This is a genomic window from Arcicella sp. GW822-FHT02H01, from assembly GCF_058802005.1.
Map to the genome: position 1 here is coordinate 2,180,672 of NZ_JBXANT010000001.1, position 16,612 is coordinate 2,197,283.

The 16,612-nt window shown below is 34.8% G+C and carries 15 protein-coding genes; 11 read left to right on the forward strand and 4 right to left on the reverse strand.

The window, feature by feature from the left end; translation table 11 throughout:
* Positions 1 to 137: 137 nt before the first annotated feature.
* Both AC1RNE_RS09285 and AC1RNE_RS09290 read right to left on the reverse strand, forming a co-directional pair.
* A complete protein-coding gene (locus AC1RNE_RS09285) occupies positions 138 to 680 on the reverse strand; it encodes a carboxymuconolactone decarboxylase family protein (RefSeq protein ID WP_309915534.1) in 543 nt (180 codons plus the stop codon).
* 102 nt (positions 681 to 782) lie between these two features.
* The gene (locus AC1RNE_RS09290) at positions 783 to 1,280 is read right to left on the reverse strand and encodes a hypothetical protein (protein WP_492800714.1); all 498 of its coding nucleotides are present in this window, start codon (positions 1,278 to 1,280) and stop codon (positions 783 to 785) included.
* Between the two features lie 230 nt (positions 1,281 to 1,510).
* Between AC1RNE_RS09290 and AC1RNE_RS09295 the strand changes: the two genes are divergently transcribed.
* Both AC1RNE_RS09295 and AC1RNE_RS09300 read left to right on the forward strand, forming a co-directional pair.
* Positions 1,511 to 2,008, forward strand: coding sequence for a DUF6934 family protein (locus tag AC1RNE_RS09295; RefSeq protein WP_492800715.1), 498 nt, complete (start codon positions 1,511 to 1,513; stop codon positions 2,006 to 2,008).
* Positions 2,009 to 2,012: 4 nt separating this feature from the next.
* The gene (locus tag AC1RNE_RS09300) at positions 2,013 to 2,195 is read left to right on the forward strand and encodes a hypothetical protein (protein ID WP_492800716.1); all 183 of its coding nucleotides are present in this window, start codon (positions 2,013 to 2,015) and stop codon (positions 2,193 to 2,195) included.
* A 40-nt stretch (positions 2,196 to 2,235) separates the two neighbouring features.
* On the opposite strand, the gene AC1RNE_RS09305 is transcribed toward AC1RNE_RS09300, so the two are convergent.
* The gene (locus tag AC1RNE_RS09305; RefSeq protein WP_492800717.1) at positions 2,236 to 3,522 is read right to left on the reverse strand and encodes a DUF5690 family protein; all 1,287 of its coding nucleotides are present in this window, start codon (positions 3,520 to 3,522) and stop codon (positions 2,236 to 2,238) included.
* 228 nt (positions 3,523 to 3,750) lie between these two features.
* Between AC1RNE_RS09305 and AC1RNE_RS09310 the strand changes: the two genes are divergently transcribed.
* The 3 genes from AC1RNE_RS09310 to AC1RNE_RS09320 all read left to right on the forward strand — a co-directional run bounded on the left by AC1RNE_RS09310 (position 3,751) and on the right by AC1RNE_RS09320 (position 6,424).
* Complete coding sequence (locus tag AC1RNE_RS09310) at positions 3,751 to 4,533, forward strand: HAD hydrolase-like protein (protein ID WP_492800718.1); 783 nt, start codon at positions 3,751 to 3,753, stop codon at positions 4,531 to 4,533.
* Positions 4,534 to 4,618: 85 nt separating this feature from the next.
* Complete coding sequence (locus AC1RNE_RS09315) at positions 4,619 to 5,770, forward strand: TIGR03364 family FAD-dependent oxidoreductase (protein ID WP_492800719.1); 1,152 nt, start codon at positions 4,619 to 4,621, stop codon at positions 5,768 to 5,770.
* A gap of 201 nt (positions 5,771 to 5,971) precedes the next feature.
* On the forward strand, positions 5,972 to 6,424 hold the full coding sequence (locus AC1RNE_RS09320; RefSeq protein WP_492800720.1) for a hypothetical protein: 453 nt from the start codon (positions 5,972 to 5,974) through the stop codon (positions 6,422 to 6,424).
* 118 nt (positions 6,425 to 6,542) lie between these two features.
* Here AC1RNE_RS09320 and AC1RNE_RS09325 read toward each other — a convergent pair whose 3' ends face one another.
* A complete protein-coding gene (locus AC1RNE_RS09325) occupies positions 6,543 to 7,721 on the reverse strand; it encodes an alkaline phosphatase family protein (RefSeq protein WP_492800721.1) in 1,179 nt (392 codons plus the stop codon).
* 667 nt (positions 7,722 to 8,388) lie between these two features.
* On the opposite strand from AC1RNE_RS09325, the gene AC1RNE_RS09330 reads away from it, so the two are divergent.
* The 6 genes from AC1RNE_RS09330 (at position 8,389) to AC1RNE_RS09355 (ending at position 16,580) form a co-directional block, all read left to right on the forward strand.
* Entirely contained in the window at positions 8,389 to 10,950 is a 2,562-nt protein-coding gene (locus AC1RNE_RS09330) for a DUF5686 and carboxypeptidase-like regulatory domain-containing protein (protein ID WP_492800722.1), read from the forward strand.
* A gap of 183 nt (positions 10,951 to 11,133) precedes the next feature.
* On the forward strand, positions 11,134 to 12,168 hold the full coding sequence (locus AC1RNE_RS09335; RefSeq protein WP_492800723.1) for a CDP-glycerol glycerophosphotransferase family protein: 1,035 nt from the start codon (positions 11,134 to 11,136) through the stop codon (positions 12,166 to 12,168).
* 198 nt (positions 12,169 to 12,366) lie between these two features.
* Positions 12,367 to 13,170: a cytidylyltransferase domain-containing protein gene (locus tag AC1RNE_RS09340; RefSeq protein WP_492800724.1), complete on the forward strand. Its 804-nt coding sequence runs from the start codon at positions 12,367 to 12,369 to the stop codon at positions 13,168 to 13,170.
* A gap of 21 nt (positions 13,171 to 13,191) precedes the next feature.
* A complete protein-coding gene (locus AC1RNE_RS09345) occupies positions 13,192 to 14,049 on the forward strand; it encodes a transketolase (protein ID WP_492800725.1) in 858 nt (285 codons plus the stop codon).
* Positions 14,050 to 14,162: 113 nt separating this feature from the next.
* Entirely contained in the window at positions 14,163 to 15,071 is a 909-nt protein-coding gene (locus AC1RNE_RS09350) for a transketolase family protein (protein ID WP_492800726.1), read from the forward strand.
* A 165-nt stretch (positions 15,072 to 15,236) separates the two neighbouring features.
* Positions 15,237 to 16,580, forward strand: a complete 1,344-nt coding sequence (locus AC1RNE_RS09355) for an aminotransferase class III-fold pyridoxal phosphate-dependent enzyme (protein ID WP_492800727.1) — start codon at positions 15,237 to 15,239, stop codon at positions 16,578 to 16,580.
* Positions 16,581 to 16,612 lie beyond the last annotated feature (32 nt).

The following is a 16,612-nucleotide window of genomic DNA, read 5'->3' on the forward strand; positions in this document are numbered from 1 at the left end:
AAACGGTCAAATTGCCTCGTAGAGCATCTTTTCGTGTCTTATGGAATCGAAGAGTTTGTTGAAATGAAGGATAAAATTTTCGCCTTTTAATGGTAAAACCCATGAAAATCGAAAACTTTATCCTTTTATAAGATAGACTAATGCTGACGTTCGTAACCCATTAAAGCTACTTCTTGCCCCATTTCAAGATATTCTTCTTTTTGTTGCGGAGCCCACGTGCCTAAGCCATCTACGTAACGATTATACATACAAAATGCTGCTGCTATTAATACAGTATCATGGATTTCACGGTCTGTTGCGTTATGTTCGCGTGCCTTAGCGATGTCCTCGGGCAATACGTTCTTCCCTCCTATCTGTACTTTAGTAGCGATATCTAACAAGGCTCTGAGTTTCGGAGAGATGGGCGTTGAGGCAAAGTTATCTTTGATGTCATCTATCAAGCTAGCATCACAGCCTAAATGAGCGACGGCTGTTGCAGCGTGTGAGGAATGACAAAAATGACAATCGTTTAAATACGAAACATGGGCTGCGATCAATTCACATTCTACGCTACTCAAACTTGAGTCGCTACGTAATAATGCTTCTGCCAAATTTAATAAAGGTACTGCGGTAACTTTGCTGTAATCTAATAATCCTGTCATGCCAGGCAGATTAGGATTGGTAAGTGTTATATGTGCCATTAGTTGATTTTCTTTGATTGATGGAAAGTAAGAATCAGCTGCTGTATGCACAGCAACTATTACCAAGGTATCAATAGACACCATGGTAAAAATCATTGAACACTAAGACAATTCGGGAGGGGTAAAAAAGGACTGACTATAATCCGTAGGAAGATGAACTTCGTAAGAAAAAGAGTTGATTGTACCTGCATCCAATGTATATTGGTAATGAGCAAGGTTCATTCCATTATTCTGAATATAAGTAACCGATAATGATTTACATAGCTCCAAAGCTTTTTTAAGCGGTGATTGTTTGTCAGAATGATTACGAGCCAACACTGTATTGATTTCATCTGCTAAGGATGCAAATCGTTCTCTGGCAGATTGATTGGTTTTGATTTTTGTAATCAACGTATCATTTTCATAACGCTGTTCAATAACATTATAAAATTCACCTTTGTATTGAATTAAAGCTTCGGTGGGTGATGTATTATGAAAGTCGGAGGTATAAGGTAGAGAAATCGGAACTTTTAATTCTAAAAATTCATCATTTGCCTCATACGGCGTTGCAGTAGCATATTCTTTATCAAAACACAGCAATATAATGCCTGTGCTGAACATATTGTACAGCAAAAGACAAAGAAAAGATATGCTTATGATTTTTCTCACAACTTAAATACATTACTTGAGCAATCAAATTTATATAAAAATCTTAATATTTGTTAGCATTTTTTGGTTTACTTTCTCTTATAAACATTATTATAGAACAAAAATCAGAAAGACTCCTATTTTCATGTAAAAAATTAGTCTATAATTAATATTTTATTAATTTAGGATATTATTCTTCTTCAATGAATATCCTAACTAAAATGAAAATTGAAAAGTACCCTACACAAAGCAACGCAAATAAATCTATATTTAGTTTTACAAGTATCGGACGTAATGTAATCGAAAAACGAGTTCAATTTACTCAAATTAATGATATTGAAAATTATGGATTACCTAAACATATAACACTTTATAATTTAGCTTTCGGTGATTGGAATGAAGAATCTGGAGATATAGATGATTTTGCTAGAAGTAATAATGGAGATACTGAAACAGTATTAGCAACAATTGCTAATACTATCCGAGAGTTTTGGGATTATCATCCAGACTCACTCTTATTCATAACAGGCAGTACTTCAGAAAGAAATAGGCTTTATCAAATTGCTATTTCAAAAAATCTTAATGAAATATTGAAAGAAGTAACTATCTATGGATTGACAAATTACTCTTGGGAAGAATATTCAATTGGCAATAATTATGATGCTTTTTTGATTATCAATAAAAGAAACTTATTATATTAGTATTATGAAAACGACAAAGACAAACATAGAGCATGCTAGCACAAATAGTCGGTATAACCCCAAATTAGATTATTTGGATGGAGAAGATATGTCATCAAAAAAATTAATTAAAGCTAAAGAACTACTTTCAAAAGCAGGTTTGCCGAAACAAGTTCTTGAACAATTCAACAAAGCAAAAAGTCTATAGTTTATATTTTCTAATATTCCAGAGAAGAATAAATCATTTTTTATATACTAAGCACTGTAGAAGAAGTATTGGTATTTAACTTTCGATTAAAGTAAAAGAAGGAAATAATAATTAATACCATTGAAATCAACGGTAAAAACAAGGACAAGTCAGTCAGCAGGTTCAACCATGACGTATTTTTAGTGCCAAAGTTTTGGTAAATCAAAATCACCACACTGCCTACATATCCACTAAAATCGGCTAAGTAAAACAAAAACCCTACATTAGCTTTTTCTTTCAATACTGCCAAGAGTCGGTCGAAAAGCATTCCATTAAAAGGTACATAAGCCATGTATAAGCCTATTCCTAAATAAACAGACCACCAAAAAGGAGAGATAGTATGATTTAAAAAAGATAAGGTAGCAATCAGCACCAAAATTACTCCTGCAAAAATCATCAAATGATTCAACCAAAAAGCTTGTTTATGATTCTTTACAAAATACATAAAGGCCGTAAAAGCACAAATTACTAAGCCTATCAAAGATTCTGTTTTGGCAAAGATAGAAGCATTAGTTACACCAATTTCTCGCCAGATTTCTACCCCAAAATTATCCCTGATGTCTCTTAGGATAGTCATTAACACATATATCGTAATCAAGGCTATCAGTCCAAAACCATGTTTTTTGAGGAAATTCTTTCGGTCTTGGGTATTCATGGGTAAGCGTTCCGACCGTTCGTTTTCATCTACTTTACTTGGTTTGGGAGCAATAGACATGGCATAAACCGATATCAGTAATAGTGGGAAAAATGTTAATCCCGTCAAGAAAGGCATCCAATATTCATTCACACCCATATTAATAAAATACTTCCCGATAGATTTTACCATGCCAGACGCTACAATAAAACTCACTGCCAATCCAGCGCCTAAAATCTCTGTGATTTGTCGACCTTCTAAAAAACTAAACACTAAGCCATATACCATCCCTAAGCCCAAGCCATTGAAATACAAGAACGCCCAATTGTAGGGAGGAGGCACTAATCCAAACAATAACAAGTTGAGTTCCGCAAATAAAATCATTCCTACAATGTATTTGGCTCTTTGATGGGGCTTTACTTCTGATACTATTTTGATACCCAAGCCTTTGGCCGTAGCATATCCCAACACTTGCGAGATTACTAAAACAATTTTATAGTCTATTCCTAATAAATTAACGTCATGAAAATCACCAGCAGTAAAGGGCTTTCTGAAAGCATACATACAGAAATAAGTACTGAAAGCGGCTATGCCTAAATAGATAGCAAGAAATATTTGAGATTGGCGCTGAAGAAAATTTTCTAGTTTGTTCATGGATGAAAAACATCTCTTTCAGTATATACTTTATGCTGAAAGATGACTTTTTTAATCACAACATTACAAACAAAAACACCTAAAAATCAGCATTTTACAAAGCCTTAATCAAGATTTAACGTATGATTAAAATGAGACTACTTATCTTTGATTTCATTAAAAATGACACTCAGATTGTATAGTAATTTTCATAATTAAAGCTTTGGTTGTCACTAAATCCAACATTAAATGTCACTCATTGAATTAGTCACTTTTGATATGGCGGGAACAACCGTTCAAGATCGCCATGAGGTAGAAATGTGCTTTATTGAAGCCGCTACTCAAACTGGTTTAACCGTATCGCCCGAACGTGTTCTGGCACTACAGGGGTATTCTAAAAAATATGTTTTTGAATTATTATGGTCGGAAATGATTGGCGATAATCATCCTGATTTGCGTGAATTTGTGAATAATTCATACCATACTTTTTGCGAAATTTTAGAGAATCATTACATCAACCATGACATTTATCCCACCGAGGGATGCTTAGAAATATTTGATTATCTGAAAAGCAAAAAAATAAAAATTGCGCTTACTACTGGATTCTATAGAAAAGTAACCAACATTATCTTACAAAAGTTAGGCTGGCTCGATGGCTTGAACAACAATTATGTTGGCAACGAAAATACATTGATACAGCTTTCTATTGCTTCAGATGAGGTACAGAAAGGTCGCCCAGAACCTTTTATGATTCAGAAAGCGATTCAGATGCTAAATGTGTCGAATGCAAACAAAGTAATCAACATTGGCGATACACCTTCTGATTTAAAATCAGGTGTACGTGCTGGATGCAGAATGTCGTTGGGTGTAACCAATGGTACCCATACGCGTCAACAATTGAGCATCCATAGAAATGATGGTCTGTTGAACAAAGTTTCAGACATTAAAGACATTATAGAGAACATTGAAAACGAACGTTTGGAGGAAGATACACCATTTCCATTCTTAAAAAAACTTAACTTTTTACTATAATACTCTATTCTCAACAAAACCACTATTCAATAGAACGTTATCTAAATGCACCTAGCTTTTAGATACGATTTTTAAAAACCATTCCATGAAAAAATATGATTTGATAGTCATTGGAGCAGGAAACGTAGGTACTTTTCATGCTTATCATGCTTTAGCACAAGGCAAATCTGTATTGATGATAGATAAAGATTCGGAACCCATAGAAGCTACAGTTAGAAATTTCGGACAGGTAGTGCCTTCTGGACAAGCGTTAGATACTTGGTTTGAATATGGTAGAGAGTCGCTAGGTATTTATAAGAAAATTCAGGCAAAATTTGATATTACAGCCCGTCAAAATGGTTCATACTATTTCGCTTCTGATGATGAGGAGATGTTGCTATTAGAGGAGGCAAGAGCATTGTTTAAAATCAGAGAATATCCTTCTACGCTACTTTCCAGAAAATCTTGTTATGAACGTTTTCCTAACCTGAATTCTGAATATTATAAAGGTGGTTTATTTTTTCCCGAAGAGGTATCTGTTGAGCCTAGAACGATGGTTCATCAAGTAAGGAAAATGCTTGTCCAAGATTTTGGGTTAGTATTTATGAACAATACGGCGGTTATCGGCTGTGAAATAAAGAATGGTATTTGTGAAATCAGCACTGCAACCAATCAAAAGTTATTCGCTGACAAAGTAGCTGTTTGTAATGGTCATGAATTCAAAATTTTATTCCCTGAGATATTTAACAACAGTGGCATGAAAATCTGCAAACTCAATATGATGCAGACCTACCCTTTACCTGAGTTAAAACTGAATGGGAATATTCTTTCGGGACTTTCTATTCGTCGTTATGATAGCTTTAAATCTTGCAATTCATATCCATATATTCAGACGCCCGAATGGCAAAAAGTTTATAAAGAGTGGGGTATTCATATTCTTTTCAAACAGGCATTAAATGGTTCTATCATCATTGGTGACTCGCACGAATATGCTGATGTACACGAGAATGCTAAATTGCCACTAGGCATTGATATGTCGATAAATGATTTGATTTTGAAGGAAGCTAAAAGAATTATGTCTTTGCCTAACTGGAAAATTCAAAATTATTGGGCTGGATATTACTCTCAAACGGCAGATGGTGGTTCGTATGAACACCAAATTGGAGATAAAATCTATATTTCAACAGGTATCGGTGGCAAAGGGATGACTACCGCCGCAGGCTATAGCCGTAAACGCATTGAGGATATTTTTAAGTAAGGGTATGCGTTATAATAAAACTGTTAGGGAATAGCTAGTTTAACCAATCTTACATTTATTTGTTTTTTTATTTATCTTTGACTGTCAGATAAATAGCAATATTTCTTGGCAATTTCCCTCGCTTAAGAGACGTTATATTGCTACGATTAAACAACATCTATATTGATTAAAACTAGCATTAAACCTTAAATTAACGATATCATGAAAAAAATATCTTTACTCTTCCTTCTATTTGTTATCACATTTTCGATTAGCTCGTGCGAGAGAGAGAAATGTGGATGTACTTATCCAGCCGAATTGAACTTTTTAAAGTCTTGGCGACTAATTTACACTGACGTTAATGGTAAACAAGTGCCTAGTGATAAGAAAGAGATTATTACTTTTGATGCTTTCAACAAGCCTAAAGCTGTTTATAAAAAAGAGGTTGATGATATAGTGGTGGAGCAAACAGTGGTTGATGCCATCAAAGAAACTAGTAATAGTGATAAAAATGAGGTGGTTGTAACAATGACTTTAGACAATATAGCTTATAAACAAAAACTTAAACTTGTATACGTTGCAGGTCAAACACAAACATTATTAGCTACTACCAAAGTAAAAGCTAGTGACAATTTCAGTGATTATATTTTACACTACGAATTGTATCAACCATAATTGATAACAATTATAGTTAGCCATATCTGTAGATTCCATTTTTTCCTTTGAAAAAACAATCCCCTGATAAACTACGTTTGTGACGTTCATCAGGGGATTTTCTATAAAAGAAAGAGTGTTATTTCATCGTTTGTTTAATCACCTCTCCTATTTCTTTGCCATTCTGAAAATCATATCCTAAGAATTTAGCTAATGTTTTTGCTAACTGATTTTGGAAAAACTGCCCTTCTGTTTTTATTTCCCCTAACGCCGGCGTATCTGGTCCAATTACGCCAAACCAAATTTCATAACAGTCTGGTACTTTTTGACCGTGGCTTGTCCATTGGCTTTTAACTTTATTTCCACGACCGTGGTCTGTTGTTAAAATAATCGTTGTTTTGTCCTTATACTTTGGGTTGCTTTGGCAATAATTCCATAAGTCACCCACGAACTTATCAACAGTATTGGCAGCAAAAAGATATTCATCATATTTAGCTTCATGCGCAAATTCGTCTGTTTCATCAAACGATAAGAAAAATACTTCTGGATTATTCTTTTTGATATATTCCTTCGCTAAATAATACGTAATAAAATCGTGGCGGTCACTAGCTAAACTTGGATAATTACTTTGAATTTCATTTAACATTTTTTCCTTTTCTGTTAAATTGCCTTCTACCAATTCTTTACCGCTATTTACAGGGATACCGCTTCTTTTTTCGTTGATAATATATGGAAATACATCCCAAGTAGAATATGCTGCAACTTTCCCTTTATATTTTGGTTGATTGTTCAAAAACTCTAACACCGTAATATTTTCGTTCAGAATTTTATCATTTGAATTTACTTTATCATCAGCATAACCCGTCAGAATTTCATTATAGCCTGGATATGAAAACCAATAAGGATTTTTTACATTTACTTTATTGCCTGCCCAACGATTACCGTACAATTGCCCTTGTTTAGCCATCGTATTCCATACAAACGGCATTATTTTCTTACGACTTACAGAGGCTGTATCAGACCAAAAGGTTTGTTTTACCCTGTCTTTATTTTTAGTATATTCTTTATTATTCAATAGTACAGAATCAACTCCACCAAATACTTCCTCCCAACGAAAGCCGTCTGTGGTAATCAAAAAAATATGTTCTGTTTTATGTTGTGAGAAACCCTCTTGCGAAAAAACTAACGTAGCAAATGCAGTTAATACAAAAGCGTTTTTCAATATTTGAGGAAAAAACATCAATACTTTCCTTATTTGAAAAATATAATCGCTCACCATTAGTTTAATCATGGTTGAAGCATTGGGCAGAATATTCATTGATTGATTTTTTAAATATTTTCTATTCGAATTGGAATGCCTTAAAAGGATTCAAAAGTAGCGATTTATAGGACTGAAAAAGTTATTGAAATGTTAACAATAAATTATAATTCATGCTTCAATATTAATAAAAATGTGTCTTTAATTATTTTTAAAATTCTTCCACAGAACTTTGCTATCAATAGTTGACAGTAATAGGCATTTCTCAAAAATATTACCGCTAAAATAATAATAGTAAACATACTTGACTTTTAGGCTATCCATACTTACTTTTACATAGTCAATTTAGTTTACCATTATTCATTGATAGCAGTATTACTGTTATTTATCCTAAAAAAACAGTTGTTCATCATTTATTTCGTTTGTTGAACTATATTGATTCTTAGTTTTGTTAGGATTAAAATACGTATTTTAAATCTATTTATCTAACAATTGAACCTTTTAGAAGTAGCCTTAGTTTTTGTGAATATAGTTTATTCATTTATTGGTTTTTCGGTTTTATAAGACCGTTTTTTTTTATTATTCCCAACCTACTTTCAGTTGGTTTATTAAAAATATTGATTTCGTATTTTCAAAAAAAATCTCAAGTTAATCCTTATTACATGTGGTTGTTTCTGATGGCCGTTCTTATATAATTCAACTGCTTTATTTAAATTAATTTTATAAAATGAGTGATTATTACAAAATACTCAAAACCTGCTTACTTCTACTATTTGTAGCTATTACACCAATTATTTATGCACAACAACTTACCCGTATTAAAGGAAAAGTAAGCGATGCTAAAACTGGAGAAACGTTGCCATTTGTAAATGTAAGTATTATGGGAACTAAACAGGGTACTCAGACAGATATGAATGGGAGTTTTTATCTAGAAACTCCTGTGCTAAAACCTACTCTCCGAGTAGCCTTCGTAGGTTATACCCCTGAGGTCAGAGAAATAGATGGTGGCAAAATAGTAACTGTAACCTTCAAACTTAAAACGCAGAATACAGACTTACAAGAAGTAACCGTAAAAGGCAAAAAAGATAGATACCGCAACAAAGACAATCCTGCTGTTGTATTGATTCGCAAGGTAATAGAACACAAAGACCAAAACAGGAAAGAGGCACTAGATTTTTATCAATATAATAAATACGAAAAATTAGAATTTGACCTTAGTAATATTTCTGAAAAATTCAGGAACAAACGCTCTTTGAGAAAATTTGACTTTGTATTTAATCACCTCGACACTTCACAAATCACTGGTAAAGTCAATTTACCAATGTACCTAAAAGAGACTATATCAGACGTTTACTACAAAAAATCACCAGAAAACAAAAAAGAAGTAATCAGCGGTGAGAAAATGACGGGCTTGGGGAATTATGTAGATAACAATGGTATAAAACTATATCTGGAGGCCTTGTATCAAGATGTAAATGTGTATGACAACAATATTCTACTATTAGCCACACAGTTTTTAGGACCAACGGCTCCTGTTGCTCCTCAATTTTATCGGTATGTAATTATTGATACCACCAACTTTAAAGGAACCAAGTGTGTCAATTTAGGTTTCTCTCCAAGAAATTCTAATGACCAACTTTTTCAAGGAACAATGCTGGTAGCACTGGACTCTAGTTATGCGATTAGGAAGGTACAAATGGGCTTTTCTAAAGACATTAACGTCAATTTTGTGACAGATTTAAGGGTGGCTCAAGAATACGATTTTGTTGAAAACGAAGGGCTGATGCTCACTAAAGATGACTTAGCAATTGAGTTCAACCTATTGAAAAAGGAAAATGGTATGGGGCTTTTTGGGCAAAGGAGTGTGTCGTATAATAGGTACGTTATCAACAAGCCCATCAGTGATGAAAAGTTTTCAGGACTAAAAACAGATATCTTAAAAGATGCCGCCAATAGAGATGATAGCTTTTGGCAACAAAACCGACATCAGGAACTATCATCAAAAGAGTTGGGTATTTACACGATGGTCGATAGTGTAAAAAAAGTACCTGCTTTTCAGCGTTTCATGAATACTGCCACTTTTTTACTGGAAGGTTATAAGCCCCTCGGAGGCTTTGAAATCGGGCCAGTCAATACGTTTTACAGTTTTAATACAATAGAGGGTTTTAGGCTACGAGTAGGCGGGCGAACAACGCCTACTTTTAGTGATAAAATGGCCTTGGAGGGCTATGCTGCTTATGGTTTCAGAGACGAACGCTATAAGTATTTTGCTTCTGCTACTTTCTCATTGACAGACCATAATACCTATACCTACCCTATCAAACATCTCAGGATTTCTTATCAAGATGAAATTAAAATCCCTGGTCAGGAATTACAGTTTGTTCAAGAAGATAATTTCTTGCTCTCTTTCAAAAGAGGTCAGAATAATAAAATGACCTATAATAAAGTAATCAATCTGGATTATTTAAATGAATCGAGGTCGGGATTAACAGTGAATGTCAATTTCAAGAATATCAGACAAACGCCTACTGGTGCGCTTACTTTTAATACCATCAAAGATGGCAATATTACGCCTACCCCCGAAGTGATTAGTAGTGAGTTGATGATTGGTCTAAAATATGCCCCTAATGAGCAATTTTATCAAGGCAAAAATTACCGTATCCCGATTATTAACAAATATCCTACCTTTCAAATACGATATACGTTAGGCATAAAAGGTTTGTTAAATGGACAATATAATTTCCATCGCCTAGTAGGTTATGTTCACAAAAGGATGTATTTGCCCCCTATCGGCTACACCGATTTTACGTTAGAAGGAGGCAAAACTTTCAATACATTGCCCTATCCATTATTAACGATTCATAGAGCCAACCAAAGCTATGCCTATCAGCCAGAAGCCTATAACCTGATGAATTTTTTAGAATTTGTCAGTGATGAATACGCCGCTCTTTTTGTTGACCACCATTTTAATGGATTTATTTTCAACAAATTACCCTTGATAAAAAAACTAAAGTTAAGAGAAGTTATTACCTTTAAAGGATTGATGGGAAGGCTAAGTGATAAAAATCTCCCAACAACACAGAACGGTTTAATGTTATTACCTGTAGACGAAAATGGAAAACCCACTACTTTTTCGCTCGAAAATAAACCTTATATGGAAATGAGTTTTGGTATTGAGAATATCTTTAAAGTACTTCGACTAGATTTTGTAAAGCGTTTAAGCTATTTAGAAAATCCAAATGTCAGTACGGGAACAGCAATTAGGTTTAGAATGAGGTTTGATTTTTAATCAAGTTTAAACCAAAATATCATACCTAAAAAACCTTAAAATTGACTTTAAACCACCTTTTTAAAATACGTTAATATCAATTTCATCCTGATATAGCTCAAACTCACAAACACTTAATTTCGAGATAATATTGAATTAATACTTGCTTGATAATTTTGCTTTAAATAAATCAAAAGATAGTCTATGAAAAAGAAGATTTTATTCATAACTGGTTCAATCAATCAAACTACTCAAATGCATCAGATTTCGGAGCAACTTCCTGAATTTGATTGTTGGTTTAGCCAAATTTTTGCAGATTCCCCCTTTATGCAATGGGTTATAGACAAAACAGAGTTTTTGGATAAAACTGTATTAGCGGGGCAGTTCAGAGAAAACTCTGAAAAATACTGTTATGAACATCATCTCAAATTGGATTATAAAGCTAGAAAAAATCAATATGATTTAGTGGTTTATTGCTCAGATATGGTTATTCCTGATAGAATGCTCCAAACTAGAACCTTGTGGGTGCAAGAAGGTATGATTGACGAGTACACTAATTTAAGTAGGCTTATAAAAACATTACATTTACCCCCTTATCTTGCTGTAGGGACATCATTAAATGGTTCTTCCAACATTTGTGATGTTTATTGTGCAGCTTCAGAAGGATATAAAGAACATTTCTCAAAAATTGGTACTAACAAAAGCAAAATTGTAGTAACGGGTATTCCAAACTTTGATAATTGTGAACAGTATCATACAAACGATTTTCCCTTACATAATTATGTCTTAGTAGCAACTTCTGATGGAAGAGAATGCTTTAGACCAGAAGACAGAGTCGGTTTTATCAAAGACTGTGTAGTAAAAGCAGCAGGAAGACAAATGATATTCAAGCTTCATCCTAATGAAATTGTTGAAAGAGCTACTAACGAAATCAAAGAGAATACGCCTGAAGGAACAATCATTTATACCTCTGGTAATATTAATCCAATGATTGCCAACTGTGATGAATTTATCACGCAATATTCATCGGCAGTATATGTGGGCATGGCGCTTGGTAAAAAAGTACATTCGTTCTTTGATAAAGAAGAACTTATCAGACAAATGCCTCTTCAAAACAAAGGTACTTCGGCTAAAAATATCGCTCAGGTTTGCAGAGACTTTTTAGGCTTTGAAGGAAAGAAAGAAGATTTCGTTAAATCTTACGACTACAAAGCTGTTAGCGAATTGGTATATGAATAACCTGTATGATAAGTAATCATGCAGCATTATATTAGGCTATAAGCCGTAGGCAATATGCAAAATGTTTATTTTTTCATGATAAAATCATATCTATTTTTTGCTTATTGCTTAAGGCCTATAGCTTACAGCGAGTAAAATTAAAGTTAATTTTGCCCACTTACTTACAGACATTTTGTTTCAAAATAATATATTAAAATAATGTCAGAAATTACAATTGTTGTTCAAGCGCGCATGTCTTCTAGTAGATTACCCAAAAAGGTATTATTACCCATTTTGGGCGAAAGTCTGCTGTACAGAATGATAGAGCGTTTACAACAAATTAAACATCAGGCTACTATTGTAATTGCTACCTCTGAAGATCAACAAGATGATGTGATTGAACAGTTTTGTCAAGAAAAAAACATCATCTGTTACCGTGGAAGCCTGAATAATTTATTAGACAGACATTATCAGGTTGGCGTATTGACTAATGCCAAAATTGTGCTGAAAATTCCTTCTGATTGTCCACTTATCGACCCAAGGATTGTGGACAAAGTATTAGATTTTTATTTCGACAATGAAGGAAAATATGATTTTGTAAGTAATCTTCACCCAGCTACTTATCCAGACGGCAATGATGTTGAAATTATGACTTTTGAAGCATTGAGCAAAGCTTGGAATGAAGCCAGTCGCCCGTTAGAATTAGAACATACTACTCCTTACTTTTGGGAAAATCCAGATAAATTTCGGTTAGCAAATGTTACTTGGGAAACAGGCTTAGACTATTCTATGTCTCATCGTTTTACCATAGATTACTACGAAGACTATCTATTCATCAAGCGTGTTTTTGAAGAATTATATCCACAAAATCCTGCATTTTCAATGGATGATATTCTTACATTGCTACAGAACAAACCTGAAATATATACTATCAACGAACGTTTTGCTGGCGTAAACTGGTACAGAAATCATTTAGATGAATTGAAAACCATCACGCCTGAGCAAACCAAAATTAGTATTTAGCATAAATTCCAAATAAATACAATGACCGAAGAAAAATTAGAAACATTAAAAAGTATCGCATTACGTGTCCGTGAGCATATCATCGGAATGTCAACGGATGGCGGTTGTTTTGTAGGAGCTTCCCTTTCGGCTACCGATTTGATGGTTTACCTCTACAACAATTTTTTAAATATTACCAAAGAAAACCTTGACGACCCTAATCGTGACTATCTGTTTCTTTCAAAAGGTCATGACGTACCTGCTTTGTACGGAACGTTAGTTGAAATGGGCATTTTAGAAGCCGAACGTCTTCAAAATCACCTTTCTACTTCTGATAATATTTACTGGCACCCTAACACTAAAATTCCGGGTATCGAATTTCACTCGGGTTCATTAGGACACCTGCCAGCGGTATCCCTTGGCGTTGCTTTAGATTGTAAGATAAGAGGTACAAACAACCGAATCATCTGTATTTTGGGTGATGGTGAATTAAACGAAGGATCATGTTGGGAAGCTGTTTTGGTAGCCAACGCTTACCAATTAGACAATCTCGTTTTTGTAGTAGACCGCAACCAGTTTCAAGCAAATATTGCTACAGAAGATTTGATTCCGTTGGAACCTCTGGCTGATAAATTCAAAGCTTTTGGTGCGGATGTGGTAAGAATAGACGGACATAATTTTCAGGATTTAGAAGAAGCTTTTACAAGTTTAGATGAACGCAAAGGCAAACTTCACGTAGTGATTGCTGATACTATCCGTGGGAAAGGCTTACCAAGTATAGAGGCTCGTGCTGATCGTTGGTTTTGTAATTTCTCAGCCAATGAGGTATCGCAACTGATGGAAGAATTACATGGTGTTCATTCAGCAACAATCGAATCTGAAGTATTAGTAGTTAGATAGCTTTCAGCTATCGGATGTCAGCTATCGGCTTTAAGCCTTTAGTTTATGGTATTAAAATCTTTAATCCGAAATCTGATAGCCGAAATCCGATGACTTAAAAAACATATAAAATTATGTACGAAGAATTATTAAAAAATACAGCCCTTAACGACGAACGTTTTGTAGTAATGACTGCCGAAAACCGTGCATTAGTCAGAAATCTACCAGCTGTTTTGGGTAAAAGATTTATAGATACGGGTATCACCGAACAAACGATGATTGGTGCTGCCGCTGGTTTGGCACTTCGCGGACGCATTCCTGTAGTCCATGCTTTGTCGGCTTTTTTGTCAATGCGTGCTTTTGAGTTTATCCGTACCGATGCAGGTATTGCTAATTTACCCGTGAAATTAAGCAGTTTTATCCCAGGCTTTTTATCAGATGGTAATGGCCCTACGCACCAAGCCATTGAAGATATTAATATCATGCGTGGTATTCCGAATATGCAGGTTTTTGCTCCTGCTGATGAAAATGATTTAGTAACGATGTTACCTCAAATCTGGAATACTCCAAATCCTTCTTATGTACGTATTTGTACACGACCTGCTCAGTATCAACACCAAACTAATTTTGAAATTGGGAAGGCTGAAATCATTGCAGAAGGAACAGATGTAACCATCTTAGTTTATGGTTTTATGTTTGAACAAGCCTTGATTACAGCAGAAATTTTACGTCAAGAAGGTAAATCAGTAGGGTTAGTAAACATGAGAAGCCTAAAACCTGTGGACGAACAAGCCATTGTAAAAGCTGCCCTTCAATCAGATTTAGTGGTAACTATCGAAGACCACTTCTTAACAGGCGGATTATACACCATTGTTGCCGAAACTTTATTGAAAAATAGAATTACGGCCGATGTGTTACCAATCGCTTTAGTAGAAAAATGGTTTAAGCCAGCTCGTCTGAATGAAGTATTAGCATACGAGGGATTCACGGGCAAACAAATGGCTGAAAAAATATTGACTTATGAAGCGATTAGCATTGAATGATAAGTGATGAGTTAGTTGTGAGACTGAGCTTTTGAGCAATAAGCCTTGAGAAATGAGATGTTAGTTTTAAGTTTTCACTTCTTGAGTCTTATGTCTTTCTTCTAAAGTCTTATCTCTTTGTATTCTCAAGTCCCTAAATCTTCAAAGTCCTAAATTCCAACAAAAATGCCAAATTCAATAAAATCTAACGATAATTATCCAACTATCACAGAGTCTGATAGTTTGTATAACAGAGCTTTAAAAGTACAAAAACCAATTACACAAACACTTGCCAAAGGACCGGGTCAGTTTACGAAGGGAGTAGCTCCTAAGTATTTGAAAAAAGGGAAAGGCTCGCACGTTTGGGATGTTGATGGCAACGAATACATCGATTTCAATGCAGCGATTGGCCCACTTTCTTTGGGTTATGCATATCCTGTAGTGGATGAAGCTATCAAGCAACAGTTAGAAGATGGAATCACATTTTCATTGATGCACCCTTTAGAGGTAGAACTTTCTGAATTGATTCAAGAAGTAATTCCTAATGCTGAAGCTGTAAAGATTTCAAAAACAGGTGCGGATGTTTGCTCGGCAGCTATTCGTGTTGCACGTGCTTTCACAGGTCGCGAAAAGATTTTCTGTTGTGGTTATCATGGTTGGCATGATTGGTATATCGGTATTACAAGCCGTAATGCGGGTGTTCCAGAGGCTATTCAAAACATGACTTATACGTTTGAATACAACAATATTCAAGCAATCCGTGAGGCGTTGGATGAAGACGTAGCTGCTATTATTCTTGAACCATTCATTTTTGAAGCACCACAAAATAACTTCTTACAGGAATTAGCAACTCTTTGTCGTGAAAATGGCACATTGCTCATTTTTGATGAAATGTGGACGGGCTTCCGTATCGCTGTGGGTGGTGCTCAGGAGTATTTCAATGTTGTGCCTGATTTAGCGGTGTATTCAAAAGCCTGTGCAAACGGTATGCCGATTGCATTATTGACGGGGCGTGCTGATGTAATGGAATTGTTCAACAGTGATGTATTTAGCTATACTACTTTTGGTGGTGAAGCCCTTTCTTTGGCAGCAAGCATTGCTACTATCAAAGAAATCAGGGATAAAAATGTACCTGCTTATTTAGATGCGAAGGGACAAATTATCAAAGATGGCTATAACGAAATCGCGAAAGAATTTGGGTTAGAAAACCTTACGAAATGTATCGGTTATAACTGCCGTTCGATGGTGACGTTTGCGCCCGAAGCTGGTAATGGCTTAGAAGTAAAAGCCTTAGTACAACAAGAAATGATTAAGCGTGGTGTTTTATGGGCTGGTTTTCATAATATGTGTTTTAGCCATTCAGACGAAGACATCAACTATACACTTTCGGCGTATCGTGAGATAATGCCAATTTTGAAAGAAGCTATCGAAAGTAATGATGTAAAATCGTACTTGAAAGGTGAAGTGTTAGAAGCAGTTTTCAGAAAAACAAGCAATTATAATATCAAGCCTGCTTTGGCTAAAGCGTAAAAGCTGTGAGTTGTGAGCGATGAGCTGAGAAG

Coding starts and splice junctions, on each gene's coding strand:
- AC1RNE_RS09295 (WP_492800715.1), top strand. CDS start 1,511: ATGAATATCCTAACTAAAATGAAAATTGAAAAGTACCCTACACAAAGC.
- AC1RNE_RS09290 (WP_492800714.1), bottom strand. CDS start 1,280: ATGTTCAGCACAGGCATTATATTGCTGTGTTTTGATAAAGAATATGCT.
- AC1RNE_RS09355 (WP_492800727.1), top strand. CDS start 15,237: ATGCCAAATTCAATAAAATCTAACGATAATTATCCAACTATCACAGAG.
- AC1RNE_RS09330 (WP_492800722.1), top strand. CDS start 8,389: ATGAGTGATTATTACAAAATACTCAAAACCTGCTTACTTCTACTATTT.
- AC1RNE_RS09300 (WP_492800716.1), top strand. CDS start 2,013: ATGAAAACGACAAAGACAAACATAGAGCATGCTAGCACAAATAGTCGG.
- AC1RNE_RS09310 (WP_492800718.1), top strand. CDS start 3,751: ATGTCACTCATTGAATTAGTCACTTTTGATATGGCGGGAACAACCGTT.
- AC1RNE_RS09320 (WP_492800720.1), top strand. CDS start 5,972: ATGAAAAAAATATCTTTACTCTTCCTTCTATTTGTTATCACATTTTCG.
- AC1RNE_RS09345 (WP_492800725.1), top strand. CDS start 13,192: ATGACCGAAGAAAAATTAGAAACATTAAAAAGTATCGCATTACGTGTC.
- AC1RNE_RS09285 (WP_309915534.1), bottom strand. CDS start 680: ATGGCACATATAACACTTACCAATCCTAATCTGCCTGGCATGACAGGA.
- AC1RNE_RS09315 (WP_492800719.1), top strand. CDS start 4,619: ATGAAAAAATATGATTTGATAGTCATTGGAGCAGGAAACGTAGGTACT.
- AC1RNE_RS09340 (WP_492800724.1), top strand. CDS start 12,367: ATGTCAGAAATTACAATTGTTGTTCAAGCGCGCATGTCTTCTAGTAGA.
- AC1RNE_RS09350 (WP_492800726.1), top strand. CDS start 14,163: ATGTACGAAGAATTATTAAAAAATACAGCCCTTAACGACGAACGTTTT.
- AC1RNE_RS09325 (WP_492800721.1), bottom strand. CDS start 7,721: ATGAATATTCTGCCCAATGCTTCAACCATGATTAAACTAATGGTGAGC.
- AC1RNE_RS09335 (WP_492800723.1), top strand. CDS start 11,134: ATGAAAAAGAAGATTTTATTCATAACTGGTTCAATCAATCAAACTACT.
- AC1RNE_RS09305 (WP_492800717.1), bottom strand. CDS start 3,522: ATGAACAAACTAGAAAATTTTCTTCAGCGCCAATCTCAAATATTTCTT.